Genomic DNA, 16,955 nt, shown 5'->3' on the forward strand with positions numbered 1-16,955 from the left:
GGTGATACCGGGTTTCGCCGCGCGCTGACCAGCGCGGTAACCCGATTGTGAGGTCGGTTTCGTCACGTTCGTAGACTGTTCCCCCGTGCTGACCATGCAGGACGCGCTGCTCGCGCTGACCAGGTACTGGACCGACCGGGGCTGCATCGTCGTGCAGCCGTACAACACGGAGGTCGGCGCCGGTACGTTGAACCCCGCCACCGTGCTGAGGGTGCTCGGTCCCGAGCCGTGGCGGGTGTCCTACGTCGAGCCCAGCGTGCGGCCCGACGACGCGCGGTACGGCGAGAACCCGAACCGGCTCCAGACCCACACCCAGTTCCAGGTGATCCTCAAGCCCGACCCCGGCAACCCCCAGGAGCTGTACCTGGGCAGCCTCGAAGCCCTCGGCATCGACGTGCGCGGCCACGACGTGCGGTTCGTCGAGGACAACTGGGCCTCGCCCGCGCTCGGCGCCTGGGGCCTCGGCTGGGAGGTCTGGCTCGACGGCCTGGAGATCACCCAGTTCACCTACTTCCAGCAGGCCGGCGGCATGTCGCTCGACCCGGTGTCGGTCGAGATCACCTACGGCATCGAGCGCATCATGATGGCGCTCCAGGGCGTCGACCACTTCAAGGACATCGCCTACGCGCCCGGCATCTCCTACGGCGAGGCGTTCGGCCAGGCCGAGTACGAGATGAGCCGCTACTACCTCGACGACGCCGACGTCGAGGCGAACAAGCGGATGTTCGAGGAGTACGCCGCCGAGGCGCGCCGGATGCTCGACGCCCGCCTGCCCGTGCCCGCGCACAACTACGTGCTGAAGTGCTCGCACGCGTTCAACGTGCTCGACGCCCGGGGCGCGATCAGCACCACCGAGCGGGCCCGCGCGTTCGGCCGGATGCGCGGCCTGGCCCGTGAGGTCGCCCAGCTGTGGGCGGCCCGCCGCGAGGAGCTGGGCCACCCGCTCGGCCAGGCCGAGGTGCCCGCCCCGGCCGCGCTGCCGGAGTCGTTCGCCGAGGTCACGGGCTCGAACACGCTGCTGTTCGAGATCGGCACCGAGGAGCTGCCGCCGCACGAGGTGACCCGCACCACGGAGGCGGTCGCCAAGGCCGTGGCCGACAAGCTCGGGGCCACCCGCCTCGCGCACGGCGACGTCGAGGTGCACGGCACGCCCCGCCGCGTGGTCGTGCTCGTGCCGGGCGTGGAGGCGCGCGAGCCGGACGCCGAGAAGACCGTGCGCGGACCGCGCGTGTCGGCCGCGTTCGACGCCGACGGCAACCCGACCAAGGCCGCCCAGGGCTTCGCCCGGGGGCAGGGCGTGGACGTGTCCGCGCTGGGCCGCGTCACCGAGAACGGCGTCGAGCACGTCGCCCTCGTGCGCACCGACCCGGGCCGCGGCGCGGTGGAGGTCCTCAGCGGGCTGCTCGGCGAGGTCGTGGCCGAGCTGCGGTCCGAGAAGAACATGAAGTGGAACGACCCGAAGCTGTCGTTCACCCGCCCGATCCGGTGGCTGCTCGCGCTGCTCGGCACCACGCCGGTCCCGGTGGCCGTGTCGTCGCTGTCCGCCGAGCCGAAGACCCGCGTGCACCGCACGGCCGACACCCCGGTGGTGGAGGTGTCCACGGCGGACGGTTACCCGGAGTTCCTGGCCGGGCACGGCATCGACGTGTCGGCGAAGGCCCGGCGAGCGGCGATCGTGGCGAGGGCCGAGGAACTGGCCGCGTCCGTCGGCGGCGTCGTGGACCTCGACGGCGTGCTCGACGAGGTGACCAACCTGGTGGAGCGGCCCACGCCCATCCTCGGGTCCTTCGAGGAGCGCTACCTGGAGCTGCCCGCGCAGATCCTCACCACGGTCATGCGCAAGCACCAGCGGTACCTGCCGGTGCGCAAGGCCGACGGGTCGCTGCTGCCGCACTTCGTGGCCGTCGCCAACGGCGAGGTCGACGAGGACCTGGTGCGGGCCGGCAACGAGGCCGTGCTGCGCGCCCGGTACGAGGACGCCGCGTTCTTCTGGCGCGCCGACCTGCGCACGCCGCTGACGGACATGAAGTCCGGGTTGGACAAGCTCACGTTCGCCGACAAGCTCGGCTCGATGGCCGACCGGGCGACCCGCATCGCGGTGCTCGCCGGGCGGCTGGCCGAGGAGGTCGGCGCGGCCGACAAGACCCTGGCGCGGGCGGGCGAGCTGGCGAAGTTCGACCTGGGCTCGCAGATGGTGATCGAGCTGTCGAGCCTCGCGGGCGTGATGGCCCGCGAGTACGCCGAGCGCGCGGGGGAGACCCCGGAGGTGGCGGCGGCGCTCTACGAGATGGAGCTGCCCCGGTCGGCGGGCGACGCGCTGCCGTCGTCCACGCCCGGCGCGCTGCTGTCCCTGGCGGACCGGTTCGACCTGCTGGCGGGCCTGTTCGGGATCGGCGCGAACCCCACCGGCAGCTCCGACCCGTTCGGCCTGCGGCGGGCGGCGCTGGGCGCGGTGAGCGTGCTGCGGGCGTTCCCGGAGCTGAAGGGCATCACGCTGCCCAAGGCGCTCGCGCTGGCCGCGCGGGGGGTGGCCGAGCAGGGACCGGAGCTGTCGGCCGGTGCGCTGGAGGTGGCGCGCGAGTTCGCCGTGCGGCGCTACGAGCAGCAGCTGCTGGACGCGGGCCACGACCACCGGTTCGTCAACGCCGTGCTGCCGCTGGCCGACGCGCCCGCGGTCGCCGACACCACGTTGGCCGAGCTGACCGACCTGGCCGGTGACCCGGGCTTCGCCGCGCTGGTCGCCGCGCTCCAGCGGGTGCGGCGGATCGTGCCCGCGGACACGGTGGGCGAGTACGACGCGGCGGTGCTCACCGAGCCGGCCGAGGTGGCGCTGCACGAGGCGCTGACCCGGGTGCCCTCGGGCGTGACGGGGTTGGCCGCGTTCGCCGCGGCGGCGTCCGGCCTCACCGCGCCGGTGAACACGTTCTTCGACGACGTGCTGGTGATGGCCGAGGACGAGGGGGTCAGGCGCGCCCGGCTGGGCCTGCTGGCGGCGATCCGGGACCTGGCGGCGCCGGTGCTGGACTGGCAGGCGCTGGGCACCGCCCTGGGCTGAGCCCTCGGACGTGCGAAAATCCCCGCCCCCCGGTCGAACCGGGAGGCGGGGATTTTCATGCGCCTACATGTCGCGGTTGTCCTCGGCCGCGATCGCCTGGGGTAGGGCGAGCGACTTCGAGACGGCCGCGACCGGGTCGTGGTCCGGCGTGGGCTGTTCTGCGGCGGCCGACCCGGCGCCCAGGGCGAGCAGGGCCGCGGCGATCGCGGCCACCAGCGCTGCGGGGACGATTCTCACGCTGTCTTCTCCTCACACGACCGGCCAGGGTTCGGCAGGCGACACCTTCGCACAAAAATAGCAGGAACACGAGCCCCCCTTTGCCGGTGTTAGCTCCGTAGTCAATCGGGTGCGGAGCGTGATATTTCGCCCGAAAGTAACGTCGTAACCAGCGGGTTCGATGTCCCGTGAAGGCTACCGGGGCCTGTCGCGCGGCCCATTCGGAGCCGGCTGGTTGCTACGTCTTGACGAACCCGCACGCCGGGGGTTGGAATTCCGCAACATTCTGTTTTCCGTCACTGAACGTCGATGTCGCCCGAGCAAGGGGTTGGCGAATGCGAAGGCTAACCGGAGCCGTGTCCTGCGGCCTCCTCGTCCTGTCCCTCGCCGCGTGCGGCGGCGGGACGGACCCGCTCGCCCCCGCCGCCGGCACGCCCGCCGACAAGCCGGTCGTCGGCGTCATCCTGCCCGACCGCTCGTCGTCGGACCGCTGGGACGAGCAGGACGCGCCGCTGCTGAGCCAGGCGTTCAGCTTCGCGGGCATCGAGGGCGACATCCGCAACGCGGAGGGCGACGAGACGAAGTTCGCGAGCATCGCCGACGAGATGATCGCCCGGGGCGTCAAGGTGCTGATGACGACCCCGCTGACGCCCGAGGGCGGTGCGGCCGTCGAGCGCAAGGCCAAGGACGCGGGCATCCCGGTCATCAACTACGACCGGATCAGCCTCGGCGGGCTCGCCGAGTACTACGTGTCGTTCGACAACCTCAACGTGGGCGAGCTCCAGGCCGAGGGCCTGCTGCGCTGCCTGGGCGAGAAGCCGGGCGCGAACATCATCGAGATCCAGGGCGCGCCGCAGGACAACAACGCGACCCTGTTCGCCGACGGCCAGCGCCGCAAGCTGGGCCCGAAGTACGACAGCGGCGCGCTGAAGCTCGTCGACAGCAAGGCCATCGACAAGTGGGACCCGCTGATCGGCAAGGCCACGTTCGAGCAGATCCTCAACGGCAACGGCGGGAAGGTCGACGGCGTGGTGGCCGCGAACGACGGCCTCGCCGGCGCGGTCATCGAGGTCCTCAAGGCCAAGGGCCTGGCCGGCCGCGTCCCGGTGACGGGCCAGGACGCCACGCTGGAGGGCCTGCGCGCGGTGCTGCGCGGCGAGCAGTGCATGACGGTCTACAAGCCGATCCGCGACGAGGCCGAGGCCGCCTCCCGGCTGGCCATCGCGGTGGCGCGCGGCGACCTGCCCGGCGCGGACGACCTGGCCACCGGCAACACCCGCGACCTCGTGTCCCGGCGGGACGTGAAGTCGGTGCTGCTCGGGGCGGACCTGGTGACGCGCGACGACGTGCGGGCGCTGGTCGGCGAGGGCGCCGTGAAGCCGGCCGAGCTGTGCGACGGCGACACCGCCGACGACTGCGCCGAACTGGGCATCCTCGTCAACTGACCCGCGAGTCATGCCCTCCCGACCCGCGAGTCCAACGCTCACACCCCGCGAGTCCTACGTTCCCGACCCGCGAGTCCTACGTTCACGACCCGCGAGTCAGACGCTCGTGACCCTCGTGTCCTGCATTCGCGGCTCGCACCGTCAGTCGTGAGCGCATGACACGGGGGGCGCGAGCGCATGACACGGGGGTCGTGGAGGCATGACACGCGGGTCGCGAGCGCATGACTCGCGGGTCAGTCGTCGGGGTCCAGGTCGTGCCGACCGGAGATGAACTCCTGCACGCGGATCTTCGCGCGGATCAGGGGTTGGCGGACGCGGGCCTCGCGGCGGTAGGCGCGGCGCAGCTTGCGCGAACCCTCCGCGTACCGCCAGCGCGCCCACGGCGACCCCGGCCTGGCCAGCCGCACGGCCCCGATCTCGGGCAGCACGGGCACCAGCAGCCCGAGCAGGCCCGTCCACACCTTGCCCTTGAGCAGCGCCACGACGGCGAACGCGAGGTTCACCAGGATGAGCAGGACGCGCAGCGGCCGTCCCTCGCCGTACACCTCGTCGTAGCCGAAGGGCCGGGCGCCGAGCAGCAGCAGGCCGGTCATGCCGACGGCCAGGAACACCGCGTCGACCGACAACCGGCCGTCCTTCGTCCAGTACACGTCACGCAGGTGCAGGATCAGCGCGAACTCGTCGAGCACGAGCGCCGCCCCCACGCCGAGCAACGCGGCTGCGGCAACCCGCAGTCCGTGCTCGTCGTCCGGCACGGCCAGGCCGGTCACGCCGCCGAGCATCATGAACACCGCGCCGAACACGACGTGGTGGATGTGCGTGCCGCCCGGCGTGAAGTTGCCCGGCCACCAGCGGACGCCGGCCCGGATCATGCGCACGCTGATCCGGATGAACACGAACGTGAGCACCAGGCCGAGGAAGAAGAACAGCAACCGGGACTGGGGCAGGTCGAGCGGGTACATCGCCCCATCTTCACCCCGGGGGGCTACGAGAAGCTGACGCCGCCCTGGATGTCGCCGGCCTGGAGCACGTTGCCGTGCACCGTCCCGGAGATGTGGTTGACCACCCGACCGGTCTGGGTGACCGACCCGTACTCGCGGCCCAGCGCCTCGGCGAAGCCCGGGTCGGCCGCCGCGGTCCGCTCCAGCGCCTCGCCCAACGCCGCCACCTGCGAGGAGCCCTCCGGCTGACCGTCCGCGGCGACCAGCGCCCCGGCGGCCTCGGGGTCACCGGCGAACCTGGTCCTGACCAGGTCGTACAGCGTGGACGCCGTTCTGGCGGCCAGCGAGGCGGCGATGGAGACCAGCATCGGCTCCGGCATGTCAGACCCCCTGTGATCGAGCCCGGACCCACCGTAGCAGTGCGACTCGCCGCATTCTGCCGCTCGACTACGAGCGGCCGGTCGTGGTTGACTGTCTGCGGTCGTACCTTTCTGTGTTCGTGTTCCACCACGCTCGCGGAACGGAGTTGCGGGCGCTGAACACTCCTCCTGGAGGGCCGGAGCCCGCAGCAGCGGACCCGGTGGTCGCAAGCGCGATCCGGCACCTGTTAGAGGAGAAGTAGCAAGATGGCAGTTCAGGGCACCGTCAAGTGGTTCAACGCGGAGAAGGGCTTCGGCTTCATCTCCCCGGACAACGGTGGCGCCGACGTGTTCGTGCACTACTCGGAGATCCAGAGCAACGGTTACCGCACGCTCGAGGAGAACCAGCGGGTGGAGTTCGAAATCGGCCAGGGCCAGAAGGGCCCGCAGGCGCAGGCGGTTCGACCGCTCTGACCCCTTTCGGGTCCTCACCGACCCGGAGTTGAACGGGCCGCTGCCCCGGTGACGGGGCAGCGGCCCGTTTCGCGTTCCCGAACCCGTGCCTCAGCTCGTCAGAGCCGGTTCGGCGGTCGTACCGGCGGCGCTGCCGGGCGTCCCGACGTGCTCGCCGTACAGCCGCTGGCCGACCAGGCGTGCACCGTCGAACAGGAAGAACGCGGTGGTGCGCACCCGGAACGGCCGCCCGGTGGGCCCCTCGTCGCACGAGTCGCACGGGTCGCCCGGTCGGGTGCCCGCCAGCTCCAGCTCCGCGATGACCGCGTCGTCCGCGTGGTGCAGCTCCACGAGCGTGCTGCGCCGGTCGGGGCACGCCCGCCGGACCCGCGCGTAGTACCCGGCCAGCTCGTCGCGCCCCTCGAACACCTGGCCGGTCGCGACGACCTCGCACCGCGGGTGGTCGAAGGCGCCCACGGCGGCGTCGAACTCGTGTTCGTTCTCGCATTCGAGCAGTTCGAGCACGATCGCCTCGCGCAGCGCGCGCAGTGCCTTGGACGCGGTCACGGCCCCGTGACCCCCTCTCGAACCGGTAGGAAGCGACCAAACACCGCTTTCGCCCGACCAGTCAAGACGCAGGGGCGCCGCCCGACCGCGGCGCGGGCCCGCCTCGTCCGGTCGGACCGGCCGTCGCTGCGGCACACGTCGGCACGCCCGGCGGCCGATCGGACGCACGCGTCGCCCGACCGGCCCGGTGTTCACGGACGCATCTCGTACGCCCCGGACAACGCGGCCACCGCCTGCCACACCCGGTCGAACCGCCCGCCGTCCGCGACCGGCTTGCGCACCACGCCCAGCGCCCACTCCTGCTGGGCCGGGGTGGACGACGCCTTGCCGTGCAGGGCGACGGCGTAGGCGGAGAAGTCGCGCACCAGCACGTCGAACACCTGGTCCAGCAGGTCGTCGTCCACGCCCGCGGTCGCCGCCCGCTCCAGCACCAGCTGCCCGTACACGACGAGCGTGAACAGGTGGCCGAGGTTGAGCAGGAAGTCCAGGTCCCGCTGCTGGGCCTCGTCCGGCGCGGCGTCGGTGAGCAGGTCCCGCAGGGCCCGCGCCTGCTCGTGGAACAGCGCCGCGTTCGGCACCCGCGCGTGCTCGCGGTAGGGGGCCTCCCAGTCCTGGAACCGGACCTGCCCGAGGCCGCGGGCCGGGCCCTGGCGCCAGAAGAACGCGTCGTCGGCCGGGTCGTGCCGGGTCGGCACCGCGTCGTGCTCGACCGGGTTGAACAGGTAGTTGGGCATGAACTTCAGCACCAGGGCGAGGTTGACGTGGACCGTGCCCTCCAGCTTCGGCAGCGCGCGGATGTCGCGGGCCGCCATCGCGAAGTAGGTGTCCTTCTCGAAGCCCTTGGCCGCGATCACGTCCCACAGCAGGTCGATGACGCGTTCGCCCTCGCTGGTGACCTTCATCTTGGTGATGGGGTTGAACAGCAGGTAGCGGCGGTCCTCGGGGGAGGCACCGCGGAAGTAGTCGACCGCGCGGTCGGAGAACAGCTTCATCGCGGCCAGGCGGGCGTAGGCGTCGACGAAGTTCTGCCGCACGTGCGGGAAGTCGGTGACGCGCTTGCCGTAGAGCACCCGGTTGTGGGCGTGGGTGATCGCCTCGTGGAACGCGTGCTCGTCGATGCCGATGGACGCCGTGCACAGGTTGAACTTGCCGACGTTCACCGTGTTCAGGGCGGCGCTGAACGCGTCCGCGCCGGTGTGCAGCACGTCGTCCGCGCCCACCGGGTAGTCCTCCAGCCGGAACTCGCTGACGAACATCTGCGAGTCGACGACGTTCTTGACCAGGTGGAACGCCTCGTGCTGCGAGTCGACGGCGAAGAACACGTACCCGTCGGGGCCCTCGACGTCGGCGCGGCGGCCGAAGACCGAGACCATGCCCGCGACGTTGCCGTTGCCGATGTAGTACTTGCCGCCGTTGGCGACGAAGCCGTCGCCGGTCGGGGTGAGCACCATGTCGGTGGAGTAGACGTCCGCGCCGTGCTCCTTCTCGGACAGGCCGAACGCGAACACCGCGCCGTCGTCCAGCAGCTCGGCGGCCTTCGCGCGGGCGGCGGCGTTGTCGCTCATCCAGATCGGGCCGAGGCCGAGGACGGTGACCTGCCAGGCGTACCAGTACTGGAGGCCGTAGAAGCCGAGCACCTCGCTCAGGGCGGCGTTGCGGGCGGCGTCCCAGCGCTTGTCGGGGTGCCCGCCCGCCTCGGCGGCCGGCGTGCAGAAGGTCGCGAACAGCTTCTCGCGCGCGACGAAGTCGAGGAACTCGGAGTACCAGACCTTGGCCTGGTCGTCGGCGATCAGCCGGCGCTTGCCGCGCTCCTCGAACCAGTCGATGACCGCGCGCAGCAGGCGGCGGCTCTCGGGGTCCAGGTGGCCGGCGTCGTAGGTGTCGGGGTTGAACAGCACCGGGGGTTCTCCCTTCGTCGTCGCCGCACGTTACCAGTGGGTAACTTGACCGGCCGTCGCGTCGGGGGCCGGGGTCGCCGGACTCCGCGTGCGGTGTGTCGACCGTCACGCCGGAAGGGGTGTCGCCCGCGCTACGGCTCGGCCCGGCGCGGGGACCTCGCGATCCGCCGGTAGAGGGGGCGGAGGTCGTCGGTGAGCGATCTGCCGTCCACCACGAGCGGGTCGAGCTGGTCGAGCAGGGCGTCCGGCCGCGCGGTCCCCGGTTCGGCGGCCTCGGGCACCGCCTCCGCCGCCTTCCGGCGCACCCAGAACCCGGCGAACGCGTCGGCCTCCGGCTCGACCTCCACCTCCGGCGCGGGTGCGGCGGGAGGCGGCGGCTCCTCGTGCGGCAGGGGCGCGCGCAGCTCCCGCAGCCGGTCCAGCAGGTCCTCCCGCGACCGGCCGCGCCAGGCGAGGATCTCGAACGGGTCGGTGTCGAACGACTCGGCGAGCAGGTAGCAGGTCGCGGCGAGGTGCTTGCACGGCACCTCCCAGTCCGGGCACGTGCAGTCCATCGACATCTCGCGCAGCGTGCCCGGGAACAGCGTGAGCCCCAGGTCGGCGAACACCTCCTCGATCTCCGGCGGCATCTCGCCCGCCAGCAGCTTCGCCGCGAAGATCGCCCGGTCGGCCAGCGCGTGCTCGATGCGCGACCACTCCTCGTCGCTGAACTTCCGCACCCCGACCCGCGCCCGGTACGGCTCGCGCCGCGTCCCCGTGACCAGCGCCACGACCAGGCTCGTCGACAGCGACAGGCTCATCACCTGCCCGGTCCGCGCGTACCCGCGCCCGCGCGCCAGCCGCCCGCCCATGCCGAACGACTCCAGCACCTCCACGAACCGCCGCGACCACCACGTCCGCGCCACGTCACCGCGCCTGCTGCGCAGCGTCAGCCCGCCCTCGACGCGCACCGCCCGGCGCGCGCCCGGCCGTTCGCCGTGCCAGTCGTCCCGGTCGGCCCAGTCGTCCCGGTCGGTCCGGTCACCCACTGACGGCCTCCCCGGACAGCGCGAACAGCTCGCGCAGCTCGTTCGTGGACAACTCGGTCAACCAGTCCTCGCCCGCGCCGACCACGAGCTGCGACAGCCCCCGCTTCTCCTCGATCATCCGGTCGATGCGCTCCTCCAACGTCCCTACGGTGACGAACTTGCGCACCTGCACGTGGTTGCGCTGCCCGATCCGGAACGCCCGGTCGGTCGCCTGGTCCTCCACCGCCGGGTTCCACCACCGGTCGAGGTGCACGACGTGGTTGGCCGCCGTCAGGTTCAGGCCGATGCCGCCCGCCTTGAGCGACAGCACGAAGATCGACGGCCCGTCCCGCTCCTGGAACCGCCGCACCATCGCGTCCCGCCTGCCCTTCGGCGTGCCGCCGTGCAGGAACAGCACCTCGGTGTCGAACCGCGCGGCCAGGTGCGGCACGACCAGCGCGCCGAACCCGGTGAACTGGGTGAAGCACAGCGCCTTGTCGCCGTCGGCCAGCGCCTCCTCCAGGATCTCCTCCAGCCGCGCCACCTTGCCCGAGCGCCCGGCGACGCGCGACCCGTCGCCGAGCAGCTGCGCCGGGTGGTTGCACACCTGCTTGAGCCGCGACATCGTGGCCAGCACCAGGCCCTTGCGCTTGACGCCCTCCGCCTCCGCGATCCGGCCGAGCATGTCGTCCACCACGGCCCGGTACAGCGACGCCTGCTCGGCCGTCAACGTGCACAGCTGCTTGACCTCGATCTTGTCCGGCAGGTCGGTGATCACCCGCGGGTCGGTCTTGAGGCGGCGCAGCACGAACGGCCCGGTGACGCGCCGCAGCCGCACCGCCGCCTCCTCGTCGTGGTGGCGTTCGATCGGCACCGCGAAGCGGGCGCGGAAGGTGCTGACCGTGCCCAGCACGCCGGGGTTGACGAAGTCCATGATCGACCACAGCTCGGCCAGCCGGTTCTCCACCGGCGTGCCCGTCAGCGCCACCCGGTGCCGCGCGGGCAGCGACCGCACCACCCGCGACTGCCGCGTCGAGCTGTTCTTGACGTTCTGCGCCTCGTCGAGCACGACCCGGTCCCACTGGACCCCGGCGAGCCGGCCGGCGTCGCGCGACACCACCGCGTACGTCGTGATCACCAGGTCGCAGTCGACGTCGAGCATCCGGTCCGCGCCGTGGTAGACCCGGACCTCCAGGCCGGGCGTGAACCGCGCGGCCTCGCGCTGCCAGTTCCCGACCACCGACATCGGGCACACCAGCAGCGTCGGCGCCCGCGTGCCGTGCTGCCGGTTGTGCGCCTCCAGGGCCAGCAGCTGCACCGTCTTGCCGAGACCCATGTCGTCGGCCAGGCACGCGCCCAGCCCCAGCCGGTCGAGGAACGCGAGCCACGCCAGCCCGCGCCGCTGGTAGGGGCGCAGGTCGGCGACCAGCCCGCGCGGCTGCTCCACCGGCTCCAGCCGGTGCTCGACCCGGCCCGACAGCAGGTCGCCCAGCCAGCCCGTGGCGCCGACGCCGTTGAGCGGCAACGGCAGCTCGGCGTCGTCGGCGTTCATCAGCAGCACCTGCGCGGCCGTCATCCGCCCGCCGCCCCGCCCGAGGAACGCGAGCCCGGCGGCCAACCGCTCCCGGTCGACGTGCACCCACTGCCCGCGCACCCGCACCAGCGGCACCTTGGCGGCGGCCAGTGCGGTCAGCTCGGACTCGCTCAGCACCTCGTCCCCGAGCGCCAGCTCCCAGCGGTAGTCGACGAGGACCTTGAGCCCCAGCTCGCTCTCCTTGGCGACCACACCGGCCGTGCCGCGGCTCTCGGCCTCCAACCGCAGCCCGAGCCGGCGGGGCTGCCGCCACCACGAGGGCAGCAGCACCCCGAACCCGGCCTGCGCCAGCAGCGCGGCGTGGTCGAGGAACTCGTGGGCGCCCTCGACGTCCAGCTCCACCACGGCCGGCCGCTTGGCGCGCAGGGCGCGGTCGAGCGCCGGGTACAACCGGCTCGCCCGGCCCAGGTCGCCGAGCAGCACGTCCTCGGCGCGGTCCACCCACCGACGCAGCACGGCCGCCTTGCCCCGCCACACCTGTTCGGCGTGCACCAGCACGCTCGGTTCGTCCACGGCCTGGAGCAGGAACTCCAGCCGCCACCCGTCCTCCAGGTGACCGCCGTGGTCGGGCGAGCTGAGCCGGAAGCACGTCCGGACAGGACTCTCCCGCAGCCCGCGTGAGCGCCACCGGTCGAGCACCTCGCGCAGCCGGCCGACCTCCGCGTCCGAGCCCTCGACCCGGGGCGGACCGGTCAACGCGCGCACGAACGCCCCGATCGCGCCGTCCCGCCCGGCCGCGCCGCTCTGCCCGGCCACACCGTCCCGCCCGGCCCCGCCCTCGGGCAGGGAGGCGCGCACCTCCCGGTCGACGACCGAGTCGAGCACCGCGAGGACGACCTCGTCCCCGCCGCCCGCGGCCAGGAACGCCGGCGGCGCCTCCGCCACCAGCGCCGAGCACCGGGCCGAGTCCGCGCCGGACAGCGCGGCACGCCACCGGGCCGATCCCTTGTCGTCGATCGCGGGCAGCACCCGACCCCGCCGGACGAGGTCGCGCCCGAACCGCACCACGTCGTTCAGGAAGCGCGCGGACGCGCCCAGGCGGCAGTCGGCGAGGTCGTCGGCGACCTCGTCCTCCCACCGGACGACGGCGACCTCCCACTCCCGCCACCGCACCGCGCCCCGCCCGACGCCCTCGCGCACCAGCTCGGGCGAGGGCACCGGTCCGGACGCGAAGGACGGCAGCCGAACCGCCACCACCTCGCCCGCGCCGGGCCCGGGGCCGTGGCCGACCAGCGACCGCAGCTCCTCCGCGCCGACCGCGAAGGGGTGGGCGACCACCCGCCGCCCCAACCGCCCGTCGACCCGGACGGGCAACAGCGACCCCTCCGCCCACAGGACCACTCGCCCACCACCCACGCCCAAGGCGTGCAGCACGAACACGGCGCCACTCTAGGCACCACGTCCGACAGCCGGTCCGGCCCACCGCACCCCGGGCCCCGGGGTGCCGTGGATCGGCGGTGATCGTCGTCGGTCTCCTTCCCGTGTTCCGGCGTCGCGCCGACCACCCGGGCAGGGCCGGGCGGGCGACACGGGCGCCGCGATGTCGTTACCGGTGTTGCGGGGTCCTCGTGCGCGCCAGGGTGGTGACGCCCACCCCGGCCAGGCCGACCTGGAGGGCCAGCTCGATCCAGTCGACGCCGTCCGTCTCGGACACGCCCAGCACCGACGCCGCGAACGTGCCCAGCAGGGCTGCCGCTATGCCCACGAGCAGCGTCATCAACAGCGAGACCCTCTGCCTGCCCGGCACGACCAGTCGCCCCGCACCGCCGATGAGCACGCCGAAGACGAGCGCCGAGATGAGCCCGGTGATCTCCATGGGACGTCCTTTCCCCGATACTCGAAGTCCACCCCGAGCATCACCCCGCCCCCGCCCCGCGCGGATCGGGCGTGCCCCTGACCCGCCCCTGATCCCGACCCTGAACGCCGAACACCTCGGCGGCCGGTCCCGACAGCGCCCGCCCCGGGACGTCCGGGTCGCACCCGGCCTTCGCCAGCCGCGACCTGATCGACGTGGGCGTGCGTTCCAGCCGCCTGGCCAGGGCGCGGATCAGCTCCGCGGCACCGGTGCCGGGCTCCGCGCCCAGCCACGACGTGCGCAGCGCCTCCTCCAGCTCCTCCGTCCACGGCTGGTTGGCGTTGGCCGGCCTCCCGCGCGCCGACACCGGCGGCGGGGCGCCCAGCGTGCCCAGGGCGTCGAGGACCTGGCCCAGCAGCCTGCCGATCCTCGCCCCGGCGTCCGCGGGCAGGCGCAGGACGCCCTCGGCCACCAGCGCGCCCGCCGTGTCGGTGCCGGCCAGTTCCAGGGACAGCTCCGGGTCCGCGCTCGCCACCAGGCGGTAGGTGGTGGAGCCGATGCGGACCGAGTTCTCGTACGTGGTTGTCGTCATGCCGACGACGTTACGGACGGGGTCCGACAATTCCGGTGCGGTCGCAGAGGACGCAGGACGGATCGGGGGAGGATTCACCCGTTAGGTACGGCCTGAGGTGCTCGGCGATGGCCTTCGCCAGCATCGGCGGCACGGCGTTGCCGATCTGGCGGGCCACCTCGATCTTCGACCCGCACCACTCGAAGGAGTCCGGGAACGACTGGAGCCGCGCCGCCTCCAGGTGCGTGATCGGCCGGTCCACGCGGTGCCCGGCCGGCCCCGGCTCCCACTGCGGGTGCAGGTAGCGGCCCTTCTCCGGCTTGTAGAACTCGGTGCGGATGGTCAGCGACGGCTCGTCCCACCGCATCCGGCCCATCACGTCCGTCGTGCCGGTCTTCTTCTCCCGCCAGCACCGGGGCAGCAGCTCGTCCGGCAGGTCGAACCGGCCGCCGCCGGGCGGGACGTGCCGGTAGCGCTCGCGCGACAGCGGCGTGGGGTTGCGCCCGATGTGCAGCTCGGCGCTCTTGAACGACCCGGGCAGCCGGCGGCCGAAGAACTCCACCTGCGACGTCGGCAGCGACGTCGTCACGGGCCTCTCCGGCAGGCCGCGCAGCACGTCGCCCACGGTGTGCCAGCGCCCGCGCGGGTGGGTCGGCGCGGGCAGCGGGATGCGGCCGACCCGCGACCCGATCACGATGGCCCGCCGCCGCCGCTGGGGCACGCCGAAGTCCGCCGCCAGCAGCACGCCCGCGGACAGCTCGTAGTCCTCGGTCTCGGCCTGGAGCAGCGCGAACTCGGTCGAGGTGAGGAACCGGTCCACGTTCTCGATCACGAACACCGCGGGCTCGGCCCGCCGCACGAACCGCAGGTACTCGCGCCACAGCGAGTTGCGCGGGTCGTTCACGTCGCGCGACCCGAGGTTCGAGAAGCCCTGGCACGGCGGCCCGCCGACGACCACGTCCACCTCGGGGACCGCGTCGTCGGGGATGGACGCGATGTCGGACCACCGCATGTGGTCCTCGCCGAAGTTCGCCGCGTACGTCGCCGCCGCGTGCAGGTCCCACTCCACCGCCATGACCGGCGCGTAACCACCGGCCGCGGCGAACCCGGAGGTCATGCCGCCACAGCCGGCGAACAGGTCGATCATGGACAGCACGGACCTCACGGTAGCCGACCGCGCCGCCGCTCCAGAACCGCCGCCCGCACCCGGTCCGCCGCACCCACCGGGTCCTCGTGCTCCCACACCCGCACCGACAGCCAGCCCTCCTCGGCCAGCCGCCGGTCGGTGTTCGCGTCGCGCGCCCGGTTCGCCTCGATCTTGGCGCGCCAGAACTCGCCGTTGCGCTTGGGCCACGTGCCGTGCTCCGGGCAGCCGTGCCAGAAGCAGCCGTCGACGAACACGGCCACGCGGGCGGGCCCGAACACCACGTCCGCCTCCCGCCGCACGGCGCGCACCGGCCGCCGGTGCACCCGGTAGCGCAGGCCGAGGCGGTGCAGCTCGCGCCGCAGCGCCACCTCGATCCCCGTGTCGCGCGAGCGCTGCTTGCTCATCCGGGCGCGGACGTCGTCCGTCGTCTCCAGGTTCGGCACCGGGCCATGATGGCTCACCCGGGGTGCGGCACCTCCCGCAGCCTCCGCGCCGCGCGGCCCGCCGCGCGGGGTGAGCGGCAGCCGGTCCACCCACGCGTCCACCCCGAACACCAACTCCGCCAACGGGTGCGCGCGCACCTCACACCCCGTGCCCGCGCAGCACCGCGCGCTGCGGCACGCGGCCTCGACCTCGGTCACCCGCTCGACGGCCGCGCACTCGTGCGCCACCACGCGCTCCACGACGCCGGTCCGCGCGCGGAACCAGCCGTGGAAGCGCAGGCGCGGGTCAGTCGAGCGACAGGGTCGCGCGGTCGGCGGCCGAGCGGCCCGCGTCCCACCCGGCGGCGCTGCGCACGGGGGTCGTCTTCGCCACCGTGCGCGTGAACATCGCCCCGAAGTACTCGTCCACCTCCCTGCGCCGCGCGGCCAGCACGGGCAGCAGCCGGTCGTCCTCGGGCACCGCGTTGGCCGCCTTCAGCCGCTCGCCCACCCGGTGCGCGTAGGACAGCAGGAACGACTTGCGGTAGGCCGAGGACCGCGACTCGTCGCCCTTGCGCGCCCGGTCGCCCGCCGCGACCATCGCGCGCGTCGCCTGCACCAGCAGCGACGCCGACAGCAGCTCCACGATCTCCAGGTCCATCTCCTCGCCGACCAGCGCGACGAACCCCAGGTCGTACACCACGGCACGGCACCGGTTGGCCTCCGCGACGACGTGCACGACCTGCGCCTTGCCGTCGAAGTACTTGCGGTCGAGCCACAGCCGCCGCGACGTCGTGGTCCCCGCCTCCACCGGCATCCGCTCCAGGGCGTGCCGCGTCACCAGCTCCTGCGCCTTGGCCGACAGCGCCTCCGCCTCCTCGGGGAACGCCGTCGACTCCGCCTTCGCCAGCAGCCCGCGCACCCGGTTGAGCACCTTCGGGTCCACGCCGTGGTGGTCGAACGCCGCCATCGGCGTGCCCGGCCGCGGCACGATCACCGGCAGGGCGGGCAGCGCGAGCAGCACGCCGAGCGCGTCCACCGCCGCGGCCACCGCGTCGTCGCGCAGCTCGATGTGCCGCCGCGCCCACTGCTCCAGGTGCGGTTCGCCGGTGTCCCACCAGACCTCGGCGCCGATGCCCTCCACCTGCGCCCGCCAGCGCGGGTGCACGGCGGTGTGCCGCGCGGTGTCCGCCGCGATGGCGTCCACGAGGAACGACAGCGCGCGCTCGTCCGCGTCGCGCCGCACCGCCTCGTACACGTCGCCGGGCAGCCACCCGTGCTCCCACAGGTGGTCGAGGGCGCGGCGCAGCACACCGCCCACCGCGGCGTCCACGTCGGCGGCCGGCAGTCCGGAGGTGCGCGGCAGCCTGGCCCGGCGGTTCGCCGCGGCCCGCCACAACGCCTCGTGCAGGGAGTCCACGACCGCCGATTGTCCTCTTTCGGGTGCGCTGTCGACGAACCTGCTGCGTGCCGCTCCCCACACCC

General features: G+C 73.2%; 15 protein-coding genes. 3 read left to right on the forward strand and 12 right to left on the reverse strand.

What is annotated here, in order from left to right; genetic code table 11:
* The first annotated feature begins 94 nt into the window (after nucleotides 1-94).
* Nucleotides 95-3,055 carry a glycine--tRNA ligase gene (locus ACRAKJ_RS05660; protein WP_438926839.1) on the forward strand — a complete coding sequence of 987 codons (2,961 nt, stop codon included), beginning with the start codon at nucleotides 95-97 and terminating at the stop codon, nucleotides 3,053-3,055.
* A 63-nt stretch (nucleotides 3,056-3,118) separates the two neighbouring features.
* On the opposite strand, the gene ACRAKJ_RS05665 is transcribed toward ACRAKJ_RS05660, so the two are convergent.
* Entirely contained in the window at nucleotides 3,119-3,292 is a 174-nt protein-coding gene (locus ACRAKJ_RS05665) for a hypothetical protein (RefSeq protein WP_438926834.1), read from the reverse strand.
* A 314-nt stretch (nucleotides 3,293-3,606) separates the two neighbouring features.
* Between ACRAKJ_RS05665 and ACRAKJ_RS05670 the strand changes: the two genes are divergently transcribed.
* On the forward strand, nucleotides 3,607-4,716 hold the full coding sequence (locus tag ACRAKJ_RS05670) for a substrate-binding domain-containing protein (RefSeq protein WP_438926835.1): 1,110 nt from the start codon (nucleotides 3,607-3,609) through the stop codon (nucleotides 4,714-4,716).
* 233 nt (nucleotides 4,717-4,949) lie between these two features.
* On the opposite strand, the gene ACRAKJ_RS05675 is transcribed toward ACRAKJ_RS05670, so the two are convergent.
* Both ACRAKJ_RS05675 and ACRAKJ_RS05680 read right to left on the reverse strand, forming a co-directional pair.
* On the reverse strand, nucleotides 4,950-5,678 hold the full coding sequence (locus ACRAKJ_RS05675; protein WP_438926836.1) for a hypothetical protein: 729 nt from the start codon (nucleotides 5,676-5,678) through the stop codon (nucleotides 4,950-4,952).
* A 23-nt stretch (nucleotides 5,679-5,701) separates the two neighbouring features.
* Nucleotides 5,702-6,037: a hypothetical protein gene (locus ACRAKJ_RS05680; protein WP_438926837.1), complete on the reverse strand. Its 336-nt coding sequence runs from the start codon at nucleotides 6,035-6,037 to the stop codon at nucleotides 5,702-5,704.
* Nucleotides 6,038-6,283: 246 nt separating this feature from the next.
* Here ACRAKJ_RS05680 and cspE point away from each other — a divergent pair, with 246 nt between their 5' ends.
* Nucleotides 6,284-6,490, forward strand: a complete 207-nt coding sequence (gene cspE, locus ACRAKJ_RS05685; protein ID WP_015098655.1) for a transcription antiterminator/RNA stability regulator CspE — start codon at nucleotides 6,284-6,286, stop codon at nucleotides 6,488-6,490.
* Nucleotides 6,491-6,580: 90 nt separating this feature from the next.
* Here cspE and ACRAKJ_RS05690 read toward each other — a convergent pair whose 3' ends face one another.
* From ACRAKJ_RS05690 to ACRAKJ_RS05730, 9 genes are all read right to left on the reverse strand, one after another.
* Complete coding sequence (locus tag ACRAKJ_RS05690) at nucleotides 6,581-7,036, reverse strand: nuclear transport factor 2 family protein (protein ID WP_438919353.1); 456 nt, start codon at nucleotides 7,034-7,036, stop codon at nucleotides 6,581-6,583.
* Nucleotides 7,037-7,227: 191 nt separating this feature from the next.
* Nucleotides 7,228-8,934, reverse strand: coding sequence for an acyl-CoA dehydrogenase family protein (locus tag ACRAKJ_RS05695; RefSeq protein ID WP_438919352.1), 1,707 nt, complete (start codon nucleotides 8,932-8,934; stop codon nucleotides 7,228-7,230).
* Nucleotides 8,935-9,065: 131 nt separating this feature from the next.
* Entirely contained in the window at nucleotides 9,066-9,962 is an 897-nt protein-coding gene (locus ACRAKJ_RS05700) for an SWIM zinc finger family protein (protein ID WP_438919351.1), read from the reverse strand.
* Complete coding sequence (locus ACRAKJ_RS05705; protein ID WP_438919350.1) at nucleotides 9,955-12,915, reverse strand: SNF2-related protein; 2,961 nt, start codon at nucleotides 12,913-12,915, stop codon at nucleotides 9,955-9,957. The genes ACRAKJ_RS05700 and ACRAKJ_RS05705 overlap by 8 nt, the downstream gene beginning before the upstream one ends.
* 166 nt (nucleotides 12,916-13,081) lie before the next feature.
* A complete protein-coding gene (locus ACRAKJ_RS05710; protein ID WP_438919349.1) occupies nucleotides 13,082-13,351 on the reverse strand; it encodes a GlsB/YeaQ/YmgE family stress response membrane protein in 270 nt (89 codons plus the stop codon).
* A 40-nt stretch (nucleotides 13,352-13,391) separates the two neighbouring features.
* Nucleotides 13,392-13,922 (reverse strand): hypothetical protein, encoded by a 531-nt coding sequence (locus ACRAKJ_RS05715; protein WP_438919348.1) that lies wholly within the window; start codon nucleotides 13,920-13,922, stop codon nucleotides 13,392-13,394.
* A 10-nt stretch (nucleotides 13,923-13,932) separates the two neighbouring features.
* Entirely contained in the window at nucleotides 13,933-15,048 is a 1,116-nt protein-coding gene (locus tag ACRAKJ_RS05720; RefSeq protein WP_438919359.1) for a DNA (cytosine-5-)-methyltransferase, read from the reverse strand.
* A 14-nt stretch (nucleotides 15,049-15,062) separates the two neighbouring features.
* Entirely contained in the window at nucleotides 15,063-15,731 is a 669-nt protein-coding gene (locus tag ACRAKJ_RS05725) for a DNA mismatch endonuclease Vsr (RefSeq protein ID WP_438919347.1), read from the reverse strand.
* Nucleotides 15,732-15,777: 46 nt separating this feature from the next.
* A complete protein-coding gene (locus ACRAKJ_RS05730; protein WP_438919346.1) occupies nucleotides 15,778-16,890 on the reverse strand; it encodes a DUF2786 domain-containing protein in 1,113 nt (370 codons plus the stop codon).
* Between the last annotated feature and the right edge of the window lie 65 nt (nucleotides 16,891-16,955).

This window comes from Saccharothrix sp. DSM 118769, assembly GCF_052936295.1.